We start from the raw sequence: 23724 nt of genomic DNA, 5'->3' as shown, positions 1-23724 counted from the left end.
GAAATTTGAGAAAAACTCTATACAATTACAGTTGGATACTATATTTTTATTTTAGATTAAGGTTTTTTCATTTCTGTTTTGTTATAGTAGTTGAAGAATCGCAAATTGAAGGGAGTTTATCGAATGAATAACAATGAATCGCAGTCCAACAAAGATGCAGAAAAGGATTTGACTGCGAAAGAAGAACGTTACACACAACAAGACGAGCTGTCGGTACAAGATGCCGAGATAGAAGCTGAGCTGCAGGCAGAAACATCAGACAGATTGCCTGAGGATGCAAATGACGAAATCCGTGAGGCTGCAGCAGCAGGCTCCGTAATTCCCGCAGAAGCACCTAAAGGAGGAGGCAGCAAAGCATGGATTGCCATTTCTGCTATACTAGCGATCGCGCTAATCATCGTGCTAATTAAGCCTCCATTTGGAAGCAGCAATGAAACCGTGGCAACTGTCAACGGTGTCAATATAGGCAAGGACAAGCTTTATGATGCATTGGTATTGGCAGGCGGGCCTGCCACGTTGGATAACATGATTACAGAAGAACTAATTGCGCAAGAAGCAAAAGCTAATAATGTTAACGTAACTGATGCTGATGTAAAAGCTGAAATCGACATGATTAAAGAAAGCTTCCCTTCAGAGGATGTCTTTAATCAAACGATTGCTCAATATGGTATGACGCTTGAAACATTGGCTAGAGATACAAAAGTAAATCTCACGATCCGCAAAATTTTAGAGCCTAAGACAGACGTAACAGATGCCGAAATTAAAGAATTCTACGATGCTAACAAAGAATCGCTTGGCACTCCTGAACAAGTACAAGCTTCTCATATTTTAGTAGCTACTAAAGAAGAGGCTGATGCAATCGTTGCCCAATTGAAGCAAGGCGCTGATTTTGCTACACTTGCTAAAGAGAAGTCAACTGACCCAGGTTCAAAAGATAAGGGCGGCGATCTTGGTTACTTCCCTAAAGGCAAAATGGTTCCTGAGTTTGAAGAAGCTGCATGGGCACTTAAAATGAACGAAGTTAGCGGAGTTGTACAATCCGAACACGGCTTCCACATTATTAAGAAGACAGGCTTTAAAGAAGCTGTCGTCCCAACATTAGAAGAGAAAAAGGATTTCATCCGTACGCAGCTCGTTGCTCAAGAAGCGCAAGGTCTTTCCGAAGCTTGGATGACAGAAATTCGTTCAAAAGCGAAAATCACTAACAAGCTTGAGAAAAAAGAAGCTGCTCCTGCTGATGATGCAGCTGTACCAGCAGAATAATCGAATATTCGAGCTTATAGAGAGGCAGTATTCCTTTGGTCTAATGACCGCTGGGATACTGCTCTTTTGTAATAGCTTACTAACATGATGTTAGATTGGAGCTTTTCCATTCAAATGCATGAAAAACGAAATAAGCAGAGGTTTGATTGGACAAACTCCATTCTATTCGTTAATTGATGGTATAGCCTCTCGGGATTGAACGAGATAATAAGGTAATGAGGGAACCTCACTATTTAGTGAGGTTAATCTCATTAATAATCATCATGCAGAGTGCAATGTTCTGTATTGTGAGGTAAACCTCATTTCCCATGAGGATAGATTCATGGCCAGTGAGGTTTGCCTCACTAATTCGATAAACGAGAGATAGGTGTTTTAAAAATGCGAACCTAACCTCAGTATTATTGAGATTATCCTCATAATCCGACGAAACTCGTCCATCCATTATTATTTCCATGACTATGGACTCTCTCCACAGACAACGACAGCCGTTAACGCTTGTGCCGTTGATGGCTGATTTGCTGAAATATGTTATAATTTCTCTCAAATAAACTTCTACAATTATCGGAGGTAGTCAAGTGTCGAACTATGAAGTACGCAGTTATCATGATACGTATACCCTGTATGAACTAACGGAGAGCAGCACCTCCTCGCGCGTGCTCGTATGTCCGGAACGAGGCGGTATCGTTATTGGATGCCAGCTGCATGGATTAGAGCTGTTTTATTTGGATAAAGCGACCTTCGAGCATCCTACAGCGAATATTCGCGGCGGCAACCCGATATTATTCCCGATTAGCGGCCAACTTGAAAATTCCAGCTATGAATGGAAAGGTCAGACATACACGATGGCGAACCACGGTGTCGCGCGCACGGCGGTTTGGGATGTGGTCAGCAAGGAAACAGAAGGCGAAGCATCGATTACCATTCGTCTTCGCAGTAATGAACAAACACTGCAAGCCTACCCTTTTGCATTTGAGCTGCTGTTCACTTATGTCCTTCAGGATGGACAATTACATACACATCAGCAATACCGCAACTTAAGTGAGTCAGAGGCTATGCCGTTTTATGCGGGCTTCCACCCTTATTTTGCGATTGATTCAAGCAAACGTATAGCTTATGAATCAGACGCTACGCGCTATGTGGATTATAACGACAATGTAGAGAAGCCGTTTGACGGAGTGATTGACTTAGAGGGGCTTGTTGAGTCTGTCTGCTTGCTCGACGCGCGCAAGAGTGAAATTTCTTTTCCTGTAGTCCAAGACGCTCGTGTGCGTTTGACCTATGACGATATTTTCAAATATGTGGTGATCTGGTCGGTGCAGGATCGTCCATTCGTATGCGTAGAGCCTTGGATGGCCATGACTATGGAGCTTAATCGGCAAGAGGAGCTTGTGATGCTGGATGCAGGCGAGGAGCTTCACGCCAATTTCACGATTAGCTGCGAGCGATAAAAGACGAGATTTTTAGCTTATTTCTATCCTATAAACAAAGATGAGAAGATATGCTGTTCCTTAATAAACAAAGACGCCAAGCAACTATTTTAGCGGCAAGGCGTCTTTGCTTATGAATAAAGAATAATTGGATATGCTATTGCTAATCACACAGTGATATATGTTCTATCTATTATTTCTTGATAAGCTGAAAATCATCGTAATGAAAGCCCGGCGCAACGACACATGACACGAGCACAGGCTCGTCGCCAAGCAAAGTTGTCATTTGCCACTCATTAGCTGGTACCAGCGCCTGCGGTTGATGACCGGCAACAATATCTGGACCAACGATAATTTCTTGTCTATTGTTAGGATTTTCATCCGTTCCACCAAGTGTTAACATAATAGGACTTCCCGAATGCCACATCCATAGCTCGTCCGAATAAACCTTATGCCAATCTGAGAACTCACCAGGGTGAAGCATGAAATAGATAGATGAAGCCGCGAATCTTGGACCTGAATAAGGAGCTCCAAGCACCTCTTGCGGAATTTCGAATGATGCCTTCCAAATCTCTTTGTACCATCCACCCTCAACATGCGGCTTTAAACCAAGCGCCTGCACGAGCGGCGACAACTGCTGCTGTAAAACTACCATCCATTTCAACCTTCTCTCTTATGCGCATGTTGCAGGCTAACAATATACGACTAATTATGACAAAAATCAGGATTAACCACCAAACCAGCTTGTGAGCTTACGTCCGCTACCTGTACCTAAACCTGCATCGTTTAACTATTAAAGCGCTAGTTTCGTTTTTGGCCAAACACCATTTACTCATTTTATAATGCATGCTCATAGTCGTCAACAAATAGGGCAATTGTGCCGCTAAGCAAAAAACATGCTTTATTGATGATCGGATTTATCCTGGATCATCAATACAGCCTGCCCGATTATCTAGCGCCGAACTGTGCTTGATGCAATCGGCGAGCAAAGTGGCTTTGCAAGTACGATCTCCCACATGATCACTCTTCACCTCAGCCAAACTGTAGAACAACGAGCACCACTGAACTGATAAGCTCGAAAATCGAGCTTAAAGCCAGTAAACTAACCAAAAAATGACCTGTAAGCCTGATAATCAGTCTTACAAGTCAACTATTATGAATTATTCCAACAGATAAGCTGTTGTAAGATCAAAAAACGAGCTTACGGCCTGTAAACGAACCATAATCTAAGTTATAAGCTCGAAAATCGAGCTTACAGGATAATTACAATGGAGTATCCTGACGGACAAGCCACTGTAAGCACGAAATCGAGCCTAAGGCTTCAAAGCAGGATTTATTGCAGCCAATATCCCCTCCGATTGAATTTACAACGGAAGCATCTGCACCGCAGCCTGCTTACCGCTAAGCTGAATGCCTGACTGCTTCTTACCGTTTTCGGCTAAATCCTTCACCATTCGCTCCAGCAGCTCCTTCGCTTTCTGTCCCTCTTTGCCCTGGATACGTACAACGAGCTGAACAGCATTGCCTGAAGCAAGAAGCTTCACCGCTTGGCGTACCTTCGTATCGTAATCATGGTCTTCAATATGAGCAGTCAATCGCAGCTCCTTCACCTTGCTCGGCTGCTCCTTGACTCTAGCGCCGCGTTTCTCTTGATCCTGCTGCTGCTTCGCTTGACCTTTCCCGACCAGCTTGCAAGGTGGTGGACTACTCATAAGTGAGGTGCATACCAAATCAACCTTCAACTCGCGTGCCAGCTTTAGTGCCTCCTCGCGTGAAACAACGCCAAGACTCTCGCCTTTTAGACCCGTCAGCTGCACTTCTGAGGCGCGTATTTTTTCATTCATTACAATTATAGAGGCCATATCATTGTCTCGCTCCCTTACTTTCAATACGGAAAGAAGCCCGTCCCATCTGTTGAAATGCGCCTTTTCCTGCTTCTATTATACAATGTTATTAGACGCACTGCGCTGCCTGATTACACACCAACCACCGTTCCGCCATCCTTCCCAGCACGGGGAACATCAGCCTCCGCACGTTCCGCTCTGCGCAAATGCTTTTTACCCATCCAACGGAAGATCGATAGAGCACCGCGAGTATACTCATCCAAAATCATACACAAGTATATCCCGACCAAGCCCCAGCCGAGCCCAATGCCGATAAAATAGCCTAGCGCCGTTGCAATCAACCACAGCGAAAAAACGGATATCCACATGGTAAAGCGGGTATCTCCGACCGCATTAAGCGCATTGCCGAGCGCCATATTAATCATTTTGCCTGGCTGAAGCAGCAAATTGAGCCCCAGCAAAGAAACACCAAGCGTAATAATATCTGCATTCGTTGTGAACAACCCTAGAAGCTGCCTGCCAAATAAATAAATGAGAAACGCGTTGACCGTTACAACAGCGAGGCCAATCCACATAGCGCGAAAGGCTAAGCCATAAGCCTCCTTCACCCTGCCCGCTCCGAACATATGGGCAATTTGAATTTGCACAGCGAGTGCTACCGAATAACCAAGCAAGAAGCAGAACGATTCCAACGTGTTCATATACGTCCTCGCCGCGAGTTCATTCGGACCTAGAATGGCGATAAAGCTGAAAATAATCAACTGAGAAAAAACCCAGCATGACATGTTCACCCCAAGCGGCCATCCAATTCGCAAAATATCTCCAAACAGCCTCCGATGAAATGCTTTCAAATCTCTAAAGCCAATCGACCGTTCAAAAGAATAGAGAAACATAATAAACAGAACAATAGTAGCAAGCAGGCGGCATAGCACCGTCGAAATCGCGACGCCCATCAAGCCCCATTTCGGAAAACCGAAAGCTCCGAATATAAAGACATAGTTAAAAAATACGTGCACCACATTCATTCCTATCGCCGTATACATAGGCCCCTTCGTATTTCCTGTATTACGAATGACTGTACTCAGTGCCGACATAAGCGCAATAAACACCATGCCTCCGCCGACAATTGAAATATAGATTTTCGCCAGCGGAAGCAATCGTTCTGGCAATTGAAGGATAGACGCTATTTCTCCCGGCATAATAATGAGCACGACACTTAGAACCAAGCCGAGCACTGTACTCACACTAACTGCCATAATAGCAATCGTACGTGCATCCTCACCATTACGTGAGCCAATCTTCTGGGCTATTAATATACCGGCGCCGCTCGCTACAGTTATGAATAAAGTCGTTAAAGCCTGAAACAGCTGGTTGGAGAAGCCGACAACGGCTACGGCATCATCCGATATGCGGCTAACCATCAACGTATCTGCTGCCCCTAACAAAAATTGCAAAAACAACTCAATAAAAATAGGCCAAGCAAGCATCCACAGTGTAAATTTTCTCTCTGGTATAGCCATAATAACTCCTCCTGCTTCGGCACATTTCTATGTCCGAGTCCGATGACTGTTCTTGAATCGTCATTTCAAATTATAGATGCTATACTGTTTCATATGTATCACTATCGCAACCAAAACTATAACGATTCAAACTTCAACGTCGGAAGGAGAATTCTAATCAATGTCCATTATCCATCTGACGATTCCACCGCTTCCGCATTATATAATCGGAGGATATACCACAACACCTCCAGGCCACAAACATCCGAGCAGACGAAACATTGAGGTATTTGACCTGCTTGTCGTCACGAAAGGCTGCTTGTATATTGGAGAGGAAGATCAGCAATACGAGGTTAAAGCAAAACACATTCTTTTGCTGCGCCCGGATGCCTACCATTATGCAACGCTCGTTTGCCAGGAGCAGACCAGCTATTACTGGATTCATTTTCAGACGACAGGGGCGTGGAACGTGTCTCTTCAATCAGTGGCAGCACCGTTAATAAACGGGCCAGAAGATAGAGCGGTTAAACCTAATATTTACACAACACAAACCTTCATAAAGCAGCTGCCGCAATTCACTAAGCTGCTGCAGCCATCAAAGATGGAAAGCCTTCTCCGCCAGCTCATTCAGTTAAATAAGAATGATCATATGCCAAGCGTTAAATGGAAACAGCAGCTTATTTTTCAAGAGGTAATTGAGCACTTATCCGCATCCATGGAGGTACAGGGTCCTTCACCTTCTGCATTATGCGCGGAGCAAGCGGCCTCGTACTTACGTGAGCATTACAAAGAAGATGTTACAGCGCAAGCGCTTGGTGAGAGTATTAACTTTCATCCTGTCTATATTGCGAGATGTATGCAAAAGGAATTCGGCTGTGCACCCTTCGACTACCTGATGCGCTTTCGTATTGAACAAGCTAAGCTCCTGCTGCTGCAAACCGATCTCGCCATAGCCCGCATCGCCGAGGAGGTTGGCTTCAATCATGCGGCTTACTTCACGTCCTGCTTTGACAAGTATGAAGGCATCTCTCCACGTAAATACCGGCAGCGATTTTCGCATGGGTAGATTTGAACACGCCTTGCTACAAATTTTTCATTGCATTACCGTTCTTGATTTAGTTGGTTTTGTTCGAACAAAAAAATGCCGTCCCCTTATGCGCTCTAGCGCATTCGTAAGACGGCATGATATTCATTCATGCAACTCCTCTCAGATGACATAATTCTGATTATATTGCATCATCTAATTAACAGTTATTGCTACCCCGCTTCTTTTTCCTAAAAATCCAAGCTACGCCTAGGAGAATTAAACAAGCCAATACGCCCGCACATGCCCCTGTAAAATCTAGTAAAACATCGGTCCCATTTCCTGTACGTTCATTACTCCTAAGCTGATTGAGCTCATCTAACCCTGGGACTGCAAACGAAATAACAAGTGTTACCACAATAGCTCTGAATAGCTTTCGTGGATTAAACGACCGAAGAAACATAAATAAAATAGAAGCAAAGGTTGCGTACACAAATAAATGCGCACCCTTACGAAATACAAATTCAATAAAGTTGAACGGGCTATAATGCGAATTCACTGCACTGTTGCGATACTTAATCGTCATGTCTGGAAGCCAATGGACAAGCTGTGCATGAGTGAAGTATTTATGTAATAGCGGTTGAATACTTTGCTGCTCATAGGACTGAGAAGAAAATATAAATAGCAACGTTAACCATCCGAGCAGCAATAATCCCCATACTATTGTTGATACCCTAATTCCAGATTTATTCACTTTCATTTACACCTCCAACGAGAACAACACCTCTCTATCATACTTGAAAAGTGCGACGAAATAAAATCTAGTTAGTTTACCACTACGTCATCCGTAACTAACGACTAACACAAAAAAATCCCCAACTACAAATGTCAGGGATAATAATTGTTAAATTTAGGATTTACCTCAAAATCAGTTCTTGATTTCATGTAATTGTATGCAAACGAGCATCCCTAATTCTATAGGGCTCATTCGTCCACGGTCGATTGGTGATTAGAATGGAAATTGTCCAATCAAACAACTCTTTTTTTCGTTTTCCTTGTATTTGAATGGAAAAGATCCAATCTAAATCGACGCTAGCGACCATTTGAGTACCTTACGGACAATTAGCATGGATGAAATACAGTGTAATTCAAATAAATGGTTTTAAATGTGGTGTTGATTGGATGTTTTACAGTCAAAGCTAGAGCTACCTCTATCCATCAAGCACGAAATAAAACGATGTAGTTTTTTCAAAGCACAAAAAAACAGTCATTTCTAGCCTTTCGAAAAAAAGGATAGAAGTTGACGGATTTTACCTATGGTTGGAGTTGATTTAGTTGTGAGGGGGGGGCTTCCAAATGGCTTGTCTTCCAATACACATTGTGCATTTTTGAGAAAATAAGTTTCCCAGTTCTCCCCCATACGCTCATTTATGCGATCATAAGCTTCACGCAAACGAAAGCCTCTGCGCTCAATATGATGGGCATCTGATGATACGATATGAATGAGACCGTCTCTGCAAAGTGACCAAGCAGTTTGCTCAATACGTTTGCCAAAGCTTCCTACTAACGAATGTGTCGTAACCTGTGCGAATGCGCCTGCTTCGATTAACTCAGCAAGTCTTTCCGGGTGCTGCACAACTTCGGCATTACGTTCGGGGTGAGCAATAATAGGTTTGAGATTCAATATGGAAAGTTCGTGGATTAAATCAAGCATAGCCTTCGGTATACGAGAGGATGGCATCTCTATCAATATATAACTAGAACCGGCTAAAGGAAGTAATTCCTTTCTATACCATGCTTCCAGCAAATCGTCATGCACCCGAATCTCTTGTCCGGTCACTATAGTAATAGGCACACCTGCCGCAACCAACTGTTCGTTTATTCGACAGGCGTGCTCCACTACCTTGTCTGCTTCGTTAATATAGGTTCCATTGGCGTGGTGCGGTGTAGCAATGATGGTTGTGATTCCCTCCGATACAGCTGTCCGAGCCATATTCAAAGTATCATCCCATTTTGCCGACCCATCATCCAATCCGGGTAGTATATGTGTATGGATATCTATCATGCTGATCTTCACTTCCTAGTAAAATATATTAAGAACCGTCTAGTAGACTGCTCCATAACATTTTACCATATGGAAGTGAAACTATCAGCGTATTACGTTATATTTCGACAGCTTGCTTTTCGACTATTTTATTAGTCCTAAAGTAGCTGCTTTCGGAGATCTTGCGCGGATTTTGGTGAAAGGTAGGCAAAAGGTATGTCGAACACCGTCTTTGCGCCTACCTGTCCTTCATGAGCAAGCTTATAAGCCGCTCTTGCATAGGCCACAAGTACACTTGCTGTAAATTCTGGATTGCTGTCCAGCTTCAGGCCAAACTCAATAATTTGAGTACTGTTCTGACCCGTCTTACCGCTGCGCAGCACCATACCGCCATGCGGCATAGTTGAATGATTAGCCTTCAACTCAGCTTCATCGATAAAATGAACCGTTGTATCGTAGTCGGCAAAATAGTTCGGCATCGTACGGATTTCCTCCGCAATCGCCTCCTGATTCGCGCCTTCCTCAGCTACAATGTAACACTCGCGAAGATGCTTCTCTCTGGTCGAAAGCTCTGGGTTTTCACCGCTGCGAACTCTCTCTACCGCAGTATCGTTAGGAATCGTGTATTGCACACCATTCTTCACACCGTTCACACGGCGGATAGCATCGGAGTGACCTTGGCTTACGCCTTTGCCCCAGAACGTATATTCATTGCCCTCCGGCAATATCGATTCTGCCAGCAAGCGATTTAAAGAAAATAAACCCGGGTCCCAGCCAGTTGAGATCACGCTGATTTTACCATTAGCTCTTGCAACGGCATCAACCGCATCAAAAAACGCTGGAATCTTCGCGTGTGTATCGAAGCTGTCAACCGTATTGAACAAGCGCGCAAAAGCAGGCACTTGCTCAGGAAGATCAGTAGCAGAACCGCCGCATAATACCATAACGTCAATCTCTCCAACGAACCGTTCTGCTTCTTCAATTGAGTAAGCTTTTGTTTCAGAAGGAATCGAAGCTGGATCTCTCCGTGTGAAGATCGCATCCAGTCTAAGGTCAGGGTTTTGTTTAATGGCAAGCTCTACGCCTCTTCCCAAATTCCCGTAACCAACGATACCAATTCGTATCAGCTGCGTCATTTTGTTGCACCTCTTCTGTTGTTATAAGTGCGAAACTTATAAATTCTTATAATTTAAATCCAGCCTCTTGCTTCCATAGCAGCCGCGATGCGCTTAATTGAGATCATGTAAGCAGCTGTACGAAGATCTGTACCGTATTCTTTCGCAAGGTCACGAACGGCTACATAGGATTTAATCATGTTCACTTCAAGCTTCTCTAGAACTTCTGCTTCGCTCCAGTAGTAGTGCTGAAGGTTTTGAACCCACTCGAAATAAGAAACAGTAACGCCGCCAGCATTTGCAAGAACATCCGGAATAACAGTAATACCTTTGCTGTGTAGAACGCGATCCGCTTCTGGAGTTGTTGGACCATTTGCAGCTTCAGCAATAATTTTCGCGTGAATACGATCAGCATTCACAGCTGTAATTACATTCTCAAGAGCTGCTGGTACAAGAATATCAACTTCAAGCTCAAGCAAAGCTTCATTAGTTATAATTTCACAATCGCCATACTCGCGGATAGAAGTTGTGTCTTTCAATACGCTCACTTGCTCGATATCAAGACCGTTTGCGTTGTAAATAGCTCCTCTAGAGTCACTCACCGCAACCACTTTGCAGCCTGCTTCGCTAAGTAGACGAGCAGCGATTCTGCCTGCATTACCAAAGCCTTGAACAGCTACAGTTGCATTGGCTACTGGAAGGTTAGCATCTTCAAGCGCGGCCAAAATTGTATAAACGCAGCCTTGTGCTGTCGCTTCATTACGTCCTTGCGAGCCACCGATGATAAGCGGTTTGCCTGTGATTACTCCTGGGGAATATCTTCCGCTTAAACGGCTATAAGTATCCATCATCCAACCCATGATTTGCGGAGTTGTGTAAACATCCGGTGCTGGAATGTCTTTATCAGGACCAACAAAATCAGAGATCGACTCGAAAAATGCGCGGCTGATGCGTTCTAGCTCGCCCTTGCTGAAATCATGAGGATCACAAATAACGCCGCCTTTACCGCCGCCATATGGCAAGCCAACAACACCACACTTAAAGCTCATCCACATGGAAAGTGCTTTAACTTCATCGATCGTTACGTCAGGATGAAAACGAATGCCGCCTTTAGTCGGCCCAATCGCATCATTATGCTGAGCACGGAAGCCCTCAAACACACGAATAGAACCGTCATCCATACGAACAGAAAAGCTTACAGACAATACACGCTTAGGGTGTTTCAATATAGCGGTAACATGCTCTGGCAAATTCAATAGAGCTGCTGCTGTATCGATTTGTTGTTGAGCGATTTCGTACGGATTTAATGTTTCTTGGACTGTACTGACTGTCATTCCCGATCATTCCTTCATTATTGGATTTGACTCTTTTCTAAAGCCACTTTCTCAATTTTAACTGTTCCATTCTTATTTTAAAAGAATTTTTTTGGTTTTTTAGTGCAAATGTTTCATTTCTTTGTCCATTGTCAAATAACATTTCACGTCATGGTATCTAAACTTACACAAAAAACAAGAAACAACCCTTCAATTTACAATAATAAACAATTAATAAATTCAAAACGAACAAAAAGCTGACACACAATAGATAATCTATTGTGAAGTCAGCTTTTTAAAATTGAATAAAATATGGGTTTTTAGTATTCGAATGGTTAAATCTTCTTGCGTTCGATGGTGATCCAGACTAGCCCTGCCGCCATACATGCAGCTCCACCTATTTGCAGCAGCGCGATTTTCTCATCGAACATAAAGTATCCTGCAACGACAGCAGCCGCCGGGACTGCGTAGCGGAAGAAATTAGATCTCGTCGCTCCCACCTTAAACATGCAAGCATTCCATAAAACAAATGCTAAGACGGTACAGATAAGTACGTTATAAGCGATGGAGAGGTAATGACTTGCGCCAAGCGCTAACCAATCGGTTTGTCCCCAGGCTCCAAATGTCAGTGGCACCATAAACAATGATCCGAATGCTATCGTCCAAGTGCTCACTCGCAATGCGGAATATTGCTTCATCAACGACATGGAGGCCAGATTGAACAACGGACCAACGATGCTGATGCCGAACGCCATAGCGTTGCCCAGCATATTTTCGGAGGTAAGCGTAAAGCCCTCTCCACCGCCTAAAATAACTAGGCTAACACCTACTAGTGAAATGGCTCCGCCAACAATTAGTCTCATCGTGATGGACTCTCGGGTAAAAAATGGAGCGAACAACGCCGCAAAGATCGGCCATGGCGCTACATTGAGCAGCGACGCATTCGCGAGTGTCGTATATTTAATCGAATACATGACGGTTATTTCGAGCACTGTAATGCCAATGAGGCCAATTAAAGCAAGTCTCGGAACGATGCGCCATGGAATGCCAACGCTTCCCTCGGTAAGCTTCAAAATAATAAAAAAGAACGGAACAGCCAGTCCAAAACGTAAAAACGAAAACACAATCGGATTAAACGAGTCCATTGCGAGACGCGATATAGCAAAATTTGCACCCCACACAACGGCTATAAGCACCAAGCCGCCGTAATTCAACCACTTGTTATTCATTTCAAACTTCCCCATTTGCGCTAGTTTGTCTATTCCTGTAATTCCACATCCATCATAGCACGCGCAAGTGGGGATGCAACCGCTTTTATTGGCTATTTTTTATGCATTTTAAACTCTAGAAACAATTCGTTATAGTGGGCCAGCATTCTTTTGCCAAGATTATCGTAAACCTCAAGCCTTCCCGTTATCTCTTCATTGGGGTAAAAGCGCTCATCGCTGGAAATTTCCTCGGGCAGCAATTCCAGTGCCGATGTGTTCGGAGTTGAGTAGCCGACGTATTCCGCATTCTGAGCGGCAACCTCAGGATTAAGCATGAAGTTAATAAACTGGTGGGCTCCTTCTATATTTTCGGCTGTCTTCGGTATGACCATATTATCGAACCACAGATTAGAGCCTTCTGACGGCACAACGTAGTCGAGCTTCTCATTTTCATCCATAATTTCAGAAGCGTCGCCTGACCATACAAGGCCAACAGCCGCCTCCTCATTCGCAAGCAGCATCTTAATCTCATCGCCCACGATCGCTTTGACGTTAGGTGTCAGCTTGGACAGCTTCGTCTTTGCTTCCTGTAAATGCGCTTCCTCTGTATCATTAAGAGAGTAGCCTAAGCTATTCAGCCCCATGCCCATAACCTCACGCGCACCGTCCAGCAGCAAAATTTGATTGTGGAGGCTTTCATCCCATAGGTCATCCCAGCTGGAAAACGTCAGATCGCCCACAAGCTCTGGATTAAACACGATACCGACCGTTCCCCAAAAGTAAGGGATGGAATATGCATTATCCGGATCAAAGGACAGATTCATGAAACGTGGATCGATATATTTTAAATTTGGAATTTTTGAATGATCGAGCTCGAGCAGCAAATTGTCCTCTTTCATTTTACTAATCGCATATTCGGAAGGGATGCTTACATCGAACGTTGTCCCTCCTTGCTCAATCTTGGTCATCATCGCCTCGTTGGAATCGAAGGTCTGATAAATGACTTTAATGCCCGTCTCCTCCTCAAACTGCTTAAGCAGCTCCGGATCTACGTAATCGCCCCAATTGTAAATGGTAAGTGTATTGTTGCCGCTGTAGCCTTCGCTTTCATTCAAATAGTTAATCAAATAAATGAGCCCGAATGAAACGACAAACACAACTACGAACAGGCGCACAAGCTGCTTCATCGGTGCCCCTCCTTCAAGGTCTGCTTGCTGTTGCGGCGGTTAATGAAGTAGTAGCCCACGACAAGCATTATCGTAAATAAGAAAATGAGCGTCGACAGCGCGTTGATGGATAAGGATACGCCTTGGCGCGCCCTGGAATAAATCTCGACTGATAATGTAGAGAAGCCGTTTCCAGTAACGAAGAAGGTAACCGCAAAATCATCAAGCGAATACGTCAGCGCCATGAAGAAGCCTGCGAATATGCCAGGTTTAATAAACGGAAGCATAACCTTTGTCAGCACATCCCATGAGCTTGCTCCCAAATCGCGCGCGGCGTCGAGCAATGTTGGGCTCATTTCCTGCAGCTTCGGCAGCACCATAATAACAACGATAGGCACGCTGAACGCAATATGCGACAGAAGCACCGATACGAAGCCAAGCTTAATGCCGATAATAGTAAACAAGATTAAGAACGAAGCGCCGATAATGACATCCGGACTTACTATTAGCACATTATTCAGCGTTAGCAGCGTTTGCTTCGGCCGATTGCTGCGAATGTGATGGATCGCGATTGCGCCTATGACACCCAATATGGTTGAGATGGATGATGACAGCAATGCAATAACAAAAGTATTAAGCACAATAATGAGCAACCTAGTATCCTCGAATACTTCCTTGTAATAGTCTAGGGTGAAACTTTCAAAGCTTCGCATTGAGCCGCCGCTATTAAACGAGTAGAACATTAAATAGAAAATAGGCGCGTACAAAATCGCAAACACAACAATCAGGTAGATGTTGGACCATTTATTTTTTCCGGGCATCTATTAGACCTCGCTTTCGATTACCTGTCAACAGCATCATGATGGCCATCGCGATAATAAGGAATACAGCAATCGTCGCCCCCATGCCCCAGTCCTGCGTTACTAGAAAATGCTGCTCAATTGCCGTTCCGAGAGTAATCACTCGATTGCCCGCAATAAGCCGCGTAATCATAAATAGCGACAACGCTGGAATAAACACGGCCATACAACCGGATTTCACACCGCTAAGCGTCAGAGGAAAAATAACACGGCGGAATGTAGTCATTGCCGATGCCCCTAGATCTCTCGCAGCATAAATAAGCGTAGGATTCATCTCTTCAAGCGCGTTGAAGATCGGCAAAACCATAAACGGGATAAAGATGTATACTGATACAAATACAAAGCTGAAATCCGTGAAGAGGATCTGTTTCGTGCCAATACCAACTAGCTCCAGAAAAGAGTTTGCAAAGCCGTATGTACCGAACAGGCCGATAAAGGCGTAAGCTTTTAACAACAAATTGATCCAGCTTGGCAAAATAATGAGCAGCAGCCACAGCTGCTTATGCTTCGTTCTTGTCAGCAAATAAGCAGTCGGATAAGCGACAAGCAAGGAAATACTCGTAATGAGAAAGGCGTACCAGAAAGAGCTAAGCGTCATTCGCAAATAAACAGGCGTAAAAAACTTCGCGTAGTTGTCAAACGTGAACTGGCCTTCTACATCGAAGAATGAATAATATAAAATAAGCACAATTGGCGCTACGACAAATAGTACAATCCACGCCATATAAGGGATGAGATAAAAGCCGCGTGATTTATTCGTCATCGGCGACCTCACTGTAAGCTTCCAGACGTTTATCAAATTCCTCTTCCGTCTCTCCAAGCCTCATAACATGTATCGCCTCAGGATCAAAATGCAGCCCGATTTTCTCGCCAACCGTCGCTTTGCGCGTTGAGTGAACAAGCCACTCATTCCCCGCTTCATCCAAGCAGCAAATCTCGTAATGCACTCCGCGGAACAGCTGCGAATCGACATTAACCTGCAGCTTCCCTTGTTCTAATGAAGTAATTTCCAAATCCTCTGGTCTGATGACAATTTCAATCGGCTCGTTCGGGTTTAAACCCTGATCGACGCATTCAAAGGAATGTCCAGCAAATTCCACCACAAAGTCGCGAGCCATACGGCCCGGCACAATGTTGGACTCTCCGATAAAATCAGCGACAAAGCGGTTAATCGGCTCATCGTATATGTCGTTTGGCGTTCCGCTCTGTTGAATCTTTCCTTCATTAATGACAAAAATCTCATCCGACATTGCTAGTGCTTCCTCTTGATCATGTGTGACAAAGATGAATGTAATGCCCAGTCGGCGCTGCAGCTCGCGCAGCTCATATTGCATTTCAGTACGCAGCTTAAGATCTAGTGCAGATAAAGGCTCATCCAGCAAAATAATTTCCGGCTCGTTAACGATCGCGCGAGCGATTGCAACGCGTTGGCGCTGGCCGCCGGACATCTCGGTAATTTCCCGCGATTCGTAGCCATTCAAGTTGACGAAGCGCAGCGCTTCCTTTACTTTGGCTGTGACATCAGCGCTTTTCAGCTTTTTGATGCGCAGTCCGAAGGCGACATTTTCAAATACATTTAGGTGCGGGAACAGCGCGTAATCCTGGAATACAGTGTTCACTTGACGCTCGTTCGCCGGCACACGGTTTATTATTTTTCCATTAAAATAAATTTGGCCCTCCGATGGTTCGATAAAGCCGGCAATCAATCTAAGAATCGTCGTTTTTCCGCAGCCAGACGGGCCAAGCAATGTATAAAATTTTCCGCGTTCGATAGTAAAGCTAACATCTTTCAAAATGGCTGAATCGTTATGGTCATATCGCTTGGTCACATGCTCGAAGCGAATAATCGTTTGATCGGACATATCATATTCCCCTTTACTGTTTAGAAGAAACAATAGTGATTATACAGCATCTCCGAAAAACGGCAAGAGTAAGCATGAATAGAATGTATAGATAGAGCCTATTAGGGCTTAATTCGCATAATTTTTCGATAAACTGGTACTAACTGCTGGGTAGTACTAGCTTTTATTCCTGCGCTAAGCAAAGAGAAGCCTTCTCTTTCTAGGCTTCTCAAGTTTACTAATATCATACGGGAAAAGGGCTAACCCTCGTCTATATTGGATAAACAGCTAACTGTCACATTCCATAGCTTTCGGTAGTTCGACCCGTCTGCATGAAGCTTCTGACTGTTGGTAACCAACACCCCGACAAACTGGATCTCTGGATCCAACACCAGCATACATCCACTGAATCCAGGGTGGCCCATTGCCGATGATGAAAAAAGGTCTCCGAAGCATCCATAGTTGTCATGCCAACCCTTAACCCATAATGCCGGCGTCTTATTGAAACGGTTATTCGTCACTTCTCTTTTCATCAGCTTTGCAGCCGCTTTGGAGAATACTTGTCTTCCCTCAAACCGTCCGTCCTCAAGCAGCATCACCCCGAATCTAAGCAAATCGGAAGCTGTAGAATACAAGCCGCTATCTCCCGTGGTAGCCAACCCTTCTAATTCTTTAACGGGGCCGTTATTGCCGCCATCGTATGGCAAAGTAGATGTTCCTGGCGCTGAGCTGCTTGTTTGAAAAGTGGTATCGAGCATTCCCATGGGTTCGAATAAATAACGTGTTCCCAGACTATCTAAGCACATACCACTCGCCTTCTCCATAATATCCATCAGGATCGTATACCCTTGCGTATAGTAGCCAGCGTTTCGATCTGCAACCTCGGTAATCGGATGATTATAAATCTGTTTTTTATACGATTCGATTTTTTCAGGAGTAGGCCAAGGGGGACCATTCAGCGACGATTCATATCCAGCTGTATGCAGCATCAATTGAAGGATAGTATGCGGATATCTATAGGTGGGGATATATTTTGTTACCGGATCATCCAGCGAAATGATGCCCTTCTCAACCAATTTGACAGCAAGAGAAGCCGTTATCACTTTAGTGACAGAGCCGACGTTAAATGAAGTATCCTTCTGTATAACTATTTCTGAACCGTTAGAAGTAAGTACGGATCCACTGTACGTTTCATAAGTATTTCCGTTACTTGAAAGAGCGAGGGAATAACAATTAGTCACCTTCTCATGAATTAATTGATCAAGATATCGGACAATCTCATTCGGACAATGTATCATAGTAAACCCACCCCACCTTATCCATTATTTAACGGTTCTGTAGCCCATGATAGCATAGTAAAAAGAGTCAAAAGTAGGTTGCTATCCTGCGAAATGGTGAATAATCTGCATGGCGGCTTCATTGTGTTTAGCGGTTATGATTTTGCGAAGCGCAACCACGGAATGGACAGTGATCGCGACATCGAATCAGCCCATCACTGATTTTGTCTCTATTATGTACTCTTTTGGATGCGCTGTCATTAAAAATGTGAATGAAGTATTCTGTTTCCAAGTGCGCTTTCATTTATAGTATTTGACTGTATTTTATACAACCAACTCCACTTCAAAAACGTTGTATTTGTCCAAGACTGTATTTCATACAAGCTAATCGCCTGTTACGTTGATAAAGAGCTTCAAACAACCTATTTGATTGTATCTTTTCCATTCAAACACATTGAAACATGGGAATATAAGCTGTTTGAATGTACGATATCCATTCTACACGCCCATCTATCCCACTTACATGCGTTGAAATACGCACACGAAAGCACGATTCAATCAGAAATCACCAAAGCGGGGTGTTATAAAGAAGGATCAAAGACAAAATCGTATTCGATAAGCATCAAATCAACAGAGCTTAGCGAACTAAAATATAGACGCGGTATGATGTGGCATCTTCCTCGGATTCTGACTGGCATGCATATGCAAGGGGCAATGGCCATATTCGCTGTTAATCTCAAAAGAACATTGACACTTATGAAGCAAAAGAGATAGAGAAGAAGAAAAATAGGCTGCTTTCCATTCAGAATAGAATGAAAAACAGCCTATTTTAATATAAATTCGTTTCACAAGATTAATACACGGGTTTTTCAGTAGACTCCAAATTGGTCGGTTTTTGTTTATTACTTATTAAGATAGGGCGTGTTGAGCTGCCGTATCCATATTGTCGTTCTTTGTTTTGCGATGATTTACCGTAAAATAAGCGAGTGTTAATACTGCGAATCCTAACGTAAATCCGGCTAACACTCCAGCGTCTTTCCACATGGAGCTGAAATCGCCGCTGGATATGACACTTTTGAGACCAGAAACCGAGTAGGTCATCGGCAACCACGGTGTCACTTTTTGAATCCAGTTTGGTATAAGCTCCAATGGGAACGTACCAGCTGAACTTGTCAGTTGGAAAATTAAAATGACAATAGCGACAAATCTTCCTGGTGTACCAAGCGTCACTACGAGGAACTGAACGAGCATCATAAAGGTTACGCTCGTCAGTATAGAGTACAACAAGAACAGCGATATACTCTGGACTTCAAGGCCAAGTATGAATATCAGAGCCGCATCTGCGATAAGCGCCTGAATCGCACCAATCAATATGAGTGTCAATGCTTTGCTCCAGAACCAACTCCATCCGTTTGCCGGTCGAATCGCAGGCTCGCGTACCGAATAAACAATCGTAATAAGCAATGCTCCTACATATAAGCCAAGTGATAGGAAATAAGGAGCAAAGCCTGTTCCATAGTTAGGAACCTCGTTGAACTTCTCAACACCGAGCTTAATCGGATCAGCGAACATGTCAACCATGCCATCTGTCAGCTCAAGTCCTTCTGTTTTGTCCGTTGCTTCACCTAGTTTGCCGGACAGCTCATGTGTACCGTCATCCAGCTTAAGCAACCCCGTAGCTACCTGAGCAGCACCGTCTTCCAATTGCGTTGTACCGTCTACGAAAGGAATCACATTTGCAGATAACTGACTGAGACCCGTAGTGAGCTCAGAAGCACCGCTATTCAACTGTGACGCCCCCGCTGCCAACTTAGCTCCTCCCGCACTTGCCTCTGTCAGCTTAGAGCCAAACTGTGTCATACCATTCGTCAGTTGATCAGCACCTGTAATCAATTGCTTGCCGCCAGCTTCAAGCTTCTTACCGCCAGCTGCCGCTTCTTGCAGCTTCGTATCAAAAGTACCAAGCCCTGTCTTGATTTGAGTAAGGCCATCATTCAGCTTATTTGCGCCGCTGCTTAGCTCTGACTGACTTGCAGAAGCCTTCGTCAATCCTGCCGAAAGCTCTTTACTTGCAGCTAGCAAGGAACGGAAGCTCTCATCCTTTGCCAGCTCCGAATCCGCTTGTGCCAGCTGCTCTAGTCCGCTGGCCAGCTTAGCTGCTCCTGCTTTTAAATCTTCCGTTCCTTTCGCAGAAGCACTAAGGCCTCCTGCGAGCTGACCTGACGCTTGCTGAGCACTAGTAGTGCTCTCGCTCAACTGCTTGCTTGCACCAGATAGCTGTGACAAGCCATTACTTAAATCAACTGCCCCGGCACCTAACGCACCAGCGCCATCACCAAGCGATGCTGCCCCTGTGTTAAGCTGCTTTTGTGCAGCTTCCAGCCCGGAAAGTCCGCTTGCCAAGCTAGCCGCGCCTTTGTTTAGATCCGTACTGCCGAGCTGTAATTTCTGTCCGCCCGCATCAAGCTTGGCAACACCCTCTTGCAGCGTCAATGAACCACTAACAAGCTTACTAAGGTTTTGCTGGATTAACACTGCGCCATCCTTAGCTTTTGCCGTGCCATCCGCAATTTCGCCAGCACCGTCGCTCGCTTCACCAATACCATCAACCAGCTGCTCCATTTGCTCAAACACGGTACGTGTATAAGCAGCCGTCACCTCTTTGTTCAACATAGACTTCATCGTTTCAATCGCCGAGCCGCCGATTTGAGACGCTAGAAAGTTATAGCTTTCATTAGGTAAGTAGGTTAACTCTGCCGGTATCGGATTTTTCGACGTCAATGTAGTTGTTTTTTCCGTAAAATCTGCTGGAATTTCAATAGCCATATAATAGCTGTTATCCTCAAGCCCAGCCATCGCCTCTTCTTTAGTTACGAAATCCCAATTAAATGTCGGATTTTTCTTTAGCTCTTCCTCAAAATCTTTACCGACATGCATGGCCTCGCCATTAAACTCTGAACCAGCGTCCGAATTAACGATCGCAACCGGTAAATCATTCAAGCGACTGTAAGGATCCCAGAAAGCTCCGAGGAACATCGCCGAATACATAACCGGAATCGTCAGTACTGCTAAGACTGGAATAAGCACCTTCTTATTGCGTGCGATTGCCGCTAGTTCCCTTCCAAATTGCTGTAATCCTTTCAGCTTCAAACTATCCACTCTCCCATTATACTAGTTGACCGTATTTGTCATTCAGTCATTTTGTTGTGTAAAAAAAGGCATCCGACCTATTCCGGAGCCAGTCCTTCCTGCAAATAAAATCGCAGCTGCTCAGTAACCTCCCGCATCTTCAGCGGTTCATGCGTCTTCTTCCAATCGACCGTAAGCGCCATATAGAGCTTCAACATAATAAATGCGGTCAGTTCGGGATTACAGCTCTTAATCTCGCCTTTATCAACTGCAAGCTGCACTTCATGCTGAATGTAGCCTATGACCGCCTTCTCCAGCTGCTCAATAGCTTCAACCGCCATCGGTGTGCCAATTTCTCGCACCTCATGCGCCAGTTGAACCGCCAGCTCATGCTCCTCACGAAAAACAAGCAGCTGCTCCAGAGCGACATTCAAATTATCGAAAAATAGCCGATTCGGATCAACAGCCTTCTCCGCAACTCGCTTCATCTCTTGGATAAGTCGATTCATAATTTCCTGAAACAACTCTTCCTTATTAGCAAAAAAAGTATAGATTGTCCCTTTGCCGACATTCGCTATCCGTGCAACCTGATCCATCGTCGTCGCTTTGTAGCCAAACAACGCAAATGACTTTCCCGCCGCATCAACAATTTGCTGCCGCCGATCTGCTGCCATCCTATCACTCCTAAGCGTATATTGCTGACGCCGTCTATGATTACTCCCCAGAAACTGACCAAAAAACCAAATCAGTCAGTTTGACAAAAGTAATCATAACATGGCTTTTATAGGATTGCAATAACAAGATAAAACTAACCGCGTCATCCCATAGCATTCCGATATGACTTTCATTAGCAATATAAGATATAATACTTATACTAACCAAGCGTAAACGGCTGTCGCCTTCTTCTTCGGCAAAAGCATTCGTTTCGCGAAGATATATAAGCACATTTATAAGTGAAAACTTATAAACTCTTATATACTAAATAATCCTGCTCAGCAGACAAAGGAGTGCTTTCGTAAATGTCTTACAAAGAAATTACAACTGCAGAAGAATGGAACAGCGTCTTTGAAAACTCTGACTCCCGCCCGCTCGTTGTCTTTAAGCACAGCACGACCTGCCCCGTGAGTGCGAATGCTTATAAAGAGTTTAATGACTACTTGGAGAGCAAGCCTAATGAGGGTGTCGATTATGTTCTTGTTAAAGTAATCGAATCACGTCCTGTATCGAATCAAATTGCTGAGGATACTTCCGTAAAGCATGAATCCCCACAAATTCTTTATATCGATAAGAAAAAGAAGGTTTGGACAGCATCGCATTGGTCAGTTACAAAGGCGCATATTGCTGCCGTTCTCGACTAGCCTTTATTATAAAGCTCCCGAGCATTCGCGCACTTGGCGCGAAGGTTCGGGAGCTTTTTTTTATTGAGATAATCCGATGTCCCCTGCCAGCCTGTTCTTTATAGAACTATCAGCAAACTCGACCTCTATCAATGAGGAGGCAGCTATCTGGCTCGATCCGCAATATACACATATGGCATCTATGGCATCACAATGAGACTGCGTGAAGGAACGTTGGCTCGCAATAAAGAGGTGGTTGAACAGTTTTCAAACCAATTATTCGGCTATAACTCTATTGCGTTCCGTGAGCTATTCAATGACATCTGCATGAAAGTCGAAGAAAACAAGAAAGTAGCATCTCAGCAGCAGCTTATCGGCAACGATAACGTTAATATCCAAATCGACACAGCCTCCAAAACTATCATCTTTTCCATAGCTTCTAAAAAATAGCAATTCCTGAGGAGTAGATCCACTCCTCATCCTGCCCCTATCATTTCCTCCCCTCTTTATCTAGAGGGAGAAGTCGATTTATAGGCTAAAAAGCTGTAAGCTTGATTTTCAAGCTTACAGCTTCTTTTTTGGTTAATTTTCGTGCTGTAAGCTCGAATTTCAGGCTTATAGCTTGTCAAAAGCTAGAATCATCTCTAGAATCGGGGCTGTAAGCTCGATTTTCGAGCTTATGACTCTCATTCGGGTTAGTTTTTGTTCTGTAAGCTCGATTTTCGAGCTTAACGTTTGTTGGTTAATGTTAGGTGAGGCGGACATACTTAGATATAGAAGAGACTCATCAGCATAGATCAACTTAATCAAGCTATGAGCCTCCTTATTTTTAACACTTTGTTACAATGAAATCAGTACCCGGCAAGCTTAAACGGGAGATTTGCATCCTATTTTTATTCGTTATGATGATTGGCTTAACCGGTTTGTGTTCACTATATAAGCTTTAGTTTGTTTCTTCATTTGAACCGTGCTGCTTTGATTTTTTCTAAGCGTTTCGGTAAGCTCCATAAACCAGGCTTCATCTCTGGTTGCGAGAGCCATATCAATTAGGTTTTGCATGAGCTGGGAATCTTCTACCGAAATGACCGGTACACTTTTAAGCCAATGCTCACGCACAGCTACCGTTTTACCCACGATGTCATCGTTATCCGATTTCACAACATATACGCTTATGATTTTGTCTAAAACATCAATCGTTTCAATAAACCCGTATACTAACTCGCCATTCTGCGCCTTGCCTTGAACCCAGTCACTTATTTTAAAGTCCATTCTCCTGCACCACCTATCTTCAAAAGTAAGTACATCCTTATAACTGTAATCAATTTCTATACATTTGAAACAAAGTTCTCTTACTTATTCCAACAAAACACGGGTTCA

21 protein-coding genes and 1 pseudogene are annotated in these 23724 nt (G+C 44.0%); 5 read left to right on the top strand and 17 right to left on the bottom strand.

The window, feature by feature from the left end:
- The first annotated feature begins 123 nt into the window (after positions 1 to 123).
- Positions 124 to 1263 carry a peptidylprolyl isomerase gene (locus tag AC0YN7_RS26550; RefSeq protein ID WP_475813034.1) on the top strand — a complete coding sequence of 380 codons (1140 nt, stop codon included), beginning with the start codon at positions 124 to 126 and terminating at the stop codon, positions 1261 to 1263.
- 575 nt (positions 1264 to 1838) lie between these two features.
- On the top strand, positions 1839 to 2711 hold the full coding sequence (locus AC0YN7_RS26545) for an aldose epimerase family protein (protein ID WP_475813033.1): 873 nt from the start codon (positions 1839 to 1841) through the stop codon (positions 2709 to 2711).
- A 172-nt stretch (positions 2712 to 2883) separates the two neighbouring features.
- Here AC0YN7_RS26545 and AC0YN7_RS26540 read toward each other — a convergent pair whose 3' ends face one another.
- The 3 genes from AC0YN7_RS26540 to AC0YN7_RS26530 all read right to left on the bottom strand — a co-directional run bounded on the left by AC0YN7_RS26540 (position 2884) and on the right by AC0YN7_RS26530 (position 6054).
- Positions 2884 to 3345, bottom strand: a complete 462-nt coding sequence (locus AC0YN7_RS26540) for a cupin domain-containing protein (protein ID WP_475813032.1) — start codon at positions 3343 to 3345, stop codon at positions 2884 to 2886.
- Positions 3346 to 4054: 709 nt separating this feature from the next.
- Positions 4055 to 4543 (bottom strand): translation initiation factor IF-3, encoded by a 489-nt coding sequence (gene infC / locus AC0YN7_RS26535; protein WP_475813058.1) that lies wholly within the window; start codon positions 4541 to 4543, stop codon positions 4055 to 4057.
- A 122-nt stretch (positions 4544 to 4665) separates the two neighbouring features.
- Positions 4666 to 6054: an MATE family efflux transporter gene (locus tag AC0YN7_RS26530; protein WP_475813031.1), complete on the bottom strand. Its 1389-nt coding sequence runs from the start codon at positions 6052 to 6054 to the stop codon at positions 4666 to 4668.
- A gap of 160 nt (positions 6055 to 6214) precedes the next feature.
- Here AC0YN7_RS26530 and AC0YN7_RS26525 point away from each other — a divergent pair, with 160 nt between their 5' ends.
- A complete protein-coding gene (locus AC0YN7_RS26525) occupies positions 6215 to 7099 on the top strand; it encodes an AraC family transcriptional regulator (protein ID WP_475813030.1) in 885 nt (294 codons plus the stop codon).
- 178 nt (positions 7100 to 7277) lie between these two features.
- On the opposite strand, the gene AC0YN7_RS26520 is transcribed toward AC0YN7_RS26525, so the two are convergent.
- The 10 genes from AC0YN7_RS26520 to AC0YN7_RS26475 form a co-directional block, all read right to left on the bottom strand.
- Entirely contained in the window at positions 7278 to 7817 is a 540-nt protein-coding gene (locus tag AC0YN7_RS26520; RefSeq protein ID WP_475813029.1) for a VanZ family protein, read from the bottom strand.
- 513 nt (positions 7818 to 8330) lie between these two features.
- The gene (locus AC0YN7_RS26515) at positions 8331 to 9122 is read right to left on the bottom strand and encodes a tyrosine-protein phosphatase (protein WP_475813028.1); all 792 of its coding nucleotides are present in this window, start codon (positions 9120 to 9122) and stop codon (positions 8331 to 8333) included.
- A 137-nt stretch (positions 9123 to 9259) separates the two neighbouring features.
- Positions 9260 to 10237, bottom strand: a complete 978-nt coding sequence (locus tag AC0YN7_RS26510) for a diaminopimelate dehydrogenase (RefSeq protein ID WP_475813027.1) — start codon at positions 10235 to 10237, stop codon at positions 9260 to 9262.
- A gap of 53 nt (positions 10238 to 10290) precedes the next feature.
- Complete coding sequence (locus tag AC0YN7_RS26505) at positions 10291 to 11550, bottom strand: Glu/Leu/Phe/Val family dehydrogenase (RefSeq protein ID WP_475813026.1); 1260 nt, start codon at positions 11548 to 11550, stop codon at positions 10291 to 10293.
- Positions 11551 to 11864: 314 nt separating this feature from the next.
- Entirely contained in the window at positions 11865 to 12758 is an 894-nt protein-coding gene (locus AC0YN7_RS26500; RefSeq protein ID WP_475813025.1) for a DMT family transporter, read from the bottom strand.
- Between the two features lie 92 nt (positions 12759 to 12850).
- Entirely contained in the window at positions 12851 to 13924 is a 1074-nt protein-coding gene (locus AC0YN7_RS26495) for an ABC transporter substrate-binding protein (RefSeq protein WP_475813024.1), read from the bottom strand.
- Positions 13921 to 14724, bottom strand: coding sequence for an ABC transporter permease (locus AC0YN7_RS26490; RefSeq protein WP_475813023.1), 804 nt, complete (start codon positions 14722 to 14724; stop codon positions 13921 to 13923). Before AC0YN7_RS26490 ends, AC0YN7_RS26495 begins: the two co-directional genes overlap by 4 nt.
- Positions 14708 to 15526 (bottom strand): ABC transporter permease, encoded by an 819-nt coding sequence (locus AC0YN7_RS26485; RefSeq protein WP_475813022.1) that lies wholly within the window; start codon positions 15524 to 15526, stop codon positions 14708 to 14710. Before AC0YN7_RS26485 ends, AC0YN7_RS26490 begins: the two co-directional genes overlap by 17 nt.
- Positions 15516 to 16625, bottom strand: coding sequence for an ABC transporter ATP-binding protein (locus AC0YN7_RS26480; protein ID WP_475813021.1), 1110 nt, complete (start codon positions 16623 to 16625; stop codon positions 15516 to 15518). Before AC0YN7_RS26480 ends, AC0YN7_RS26485 begins: the two co-directional genes overlap by 11 nt.
- A gap of 239 nt (positions 16626 to 16864) precedes the next feature.
- Positions 16865 to 17902, bottom strand: a complete 1038-nt coding sequence (locus AC0YN7_RS26475) for a serine hydrolase domain-containing protein (protein ID WP_475813020.1) — start codon at positions 17900 to 17902, stop codon at positions 16865 to 16867.
- Between the two features lie 549 nt (positions 17903 to 18451).
- Between AC0YN7_RS26475 and AC0YN7_RS26470 the strand changes: the two are divergent.
- Positions 18452 to 18655: pseudogene (locus AC0YN7_RS26470) on the top strand (IS5/IS1182 family transposase); the annotation flags it as partial.
- A gap of 135 nt (positions 18656 to 18790) precedes the next feature.
- Here the strand turns inward: AC0YN7_RS26470 and AC0YN7_RS26465 are convergent.
- Both AC0YN7_RS26465 and AC0YN7_RS26460 read right to left on the bottom strand, forming a co-directional pair.
- Positions 18791 to 21031, bottom strand: coding sequence for a YhgE/Pip domain-containing protein (locus AC0YN7_RS26465; RefSeq protein ID WP_475813019.1), 2241 nt, complete (start codon positions 21029 to 21031; stop codon positions 18791 to 18793).
- Positions 21032 to 21108: 77 nt separating this feature from the next.
- Entirely contained in the window at positions 21109 to 21684 is a 576-nt protein-coding gene (locus AC0YN7_RS26460; protein ID WP_475813018.1) for a TetR/AcrR family transcriptional regulator, read from the bottom strand.
- Positions 21685 to 22029: 345 nt separating this feature from the next.
- Between AC0YN7_RS26460 and ytxJ the strand changes: the two genes are divergently transcribed.
- Entirely contained in the window at positions 22030 to 22368 is a 339-nt protein-coding gene (gene ytxJ / locus AC0YN7_RS26455; RefSeq protein ID WP_475813017.1) for a bacillithiol system redox-active protein YtxJ, read from the top strand.
- A 594-nt stretch (positions 22369 to 22962) separates the two neighbouring features.
- Here ytxJ and AC0YN7_RS26450 read toward each other — a convergent pair.
- Positions 22963 to 23157 (bottom strand): hypothetical protein, encoded by a 195-nt coding sequence (locus AC0YN7_RS26450; protein WP_475813016.1) that lies wholly within the window; start codon positions 23155 to 23157, stop codon positions 22963 to 22965.
- A gap of 90 nt (positions 23158 to 23247) precedes the next feature.
- Positions 23248 to 23616, bottom strand: a complete 369-nt coding sequence (locus AC0YN7_RS26445) for an IDEAL domain-containing protein (protein ID WP_475813015.1) — start codon at positions 23614 to 23616, stop codon at positions 23248 to 23250.
- Positions 23617 to 23724: the final 108 nt, after the last annotated feature.

This window comes from Paenibacillus sp. J31R122, assembly GCF_056269185.1.
Note: the sequence above shows the minus strand (reverse complement) of the source record. Positions and strands in the feature narration are given on the sequence as shown.

Bases quoted from the DNA above. Each gene is read 5' to 3' on its own strand.
- AC0YN7_RS26550 (WP_475813034.1), top strand. From the start codon at position 124: ATGAATAACAATGAATCGCAGTCCAACAAAGATGCAGAAAAGGATTTG.
- AC0YN7_RS26540 (WP_475813032.1), bottom strand. From the start codon at position 3,345: ATGGTAGTTTTACAGCAGCAGTTGTCGCCGCTCGTGCAGGCGCTTGGT.
- AC0YN7_RS26530 (WP_475813031.1), bottom strand. From the start codon at position 6,054: ATGGCTATACCAGAGAGAAAATTTACACTGTGGATGCTTGCTTGGCCT.
- AC0YN7_RS26525 (WP_475813030.1), top strand. From the start codon at position 6,215: ATGTCCATTATCCATCTGACGATTCCACCGCTTCCGCATTATATAATC.
- AC0YN7_RS26520 (WP_475813029.1), bottom strand. From the start codon at position 7,817: ATGAAAGTGAATAAATCTGGAATTAGGGTATCAACAATAGTATGGGGA.
- AC0YN7_RS26515 (WP_475813028.1), bottom strand. From the start codon at position 9,122: ATGATAGATATCCATACACATATACTACCCGGATTGGATGATGGGTCG.
- AC0YN7_RS26510 (WP_475813027.1), bottom strand. From the start codon at position 10,237: ATGACGCAGCTGATACGAATTGGTATCGTTGGTTACGGGAATTTGGGA.
- AC0YN7_RS26505 (WP_475813026.1), bottom strand. From the start codon at position 11,550: ATGACAGTCAGTACAGTCCAAGAAACATTAAATCCGTACGAAATCGCT.
- AC0YN7_RS26500 (WP_475813025.1), bottom strand. From the start codon at position 12,758: ATGAATAACAAGTGGTTGAATTACGGCGGCTTGGTGCTTATAGCCGTT.
- AC0YN7_RS26495 (WP_475813024.1), bottom strand. From the start codon at position 13,924: ATGAAGCAGCTTGTGCGCCTGTTCGTAGTTGTGTTTGTCGTTTCATTC.
- AC0YN7_RS26490 (WP_475813023.1), bottom strand. From the start codon at position 14,724: ATGCCCGGAAAAAATAAATGGTCCAACATCTACCTGATTGTTGTGTTT.
- AC0YN7_RS26485 (WP_475813022.1), bottom strand. From the start codon at position 15,526: ATGACGAATAAATCACGCGGCTTTTATCTCATCCCTTATATGGCGTGG.
- AC0YN7_RS26480 (WP_475813021.1), bottom strand. From the start codon at position 16,625: ATGTCCGATCAAACGATTATTCGCTTCGAGCATGTGACCAAGCGATAT.
- AC0YN7_RS26475 (WP_475813020.1), bottom strand. From the start codon at position 17,902: ATGATACATTGTCCGAATGAGATTGTCCGATATCTTGATCAATTAATT.
- AC0YN7_RS26460 (WP_475813018.1), bottom strand. From the start codon at position 21,684: ATGGCAGCAGATCGGCGGCAGCAAATTGTTGATGCGGCGGGAAAGTCA.
- ytxJ (WP_475813017.1), top strand. From the start codon at position 22,030: ATGTCTTACAAAGAAATTACAACTGCAGAAGAATGGAACAGCGTCTTT.
- AC0YN7_RS26445 (WP_475813015.1), bottom strand. From the start codon at position 23,616: ATGGACTTTAAAATAAGTGACTGGGTTCAAGGCAAGGCGCAGAATGGC.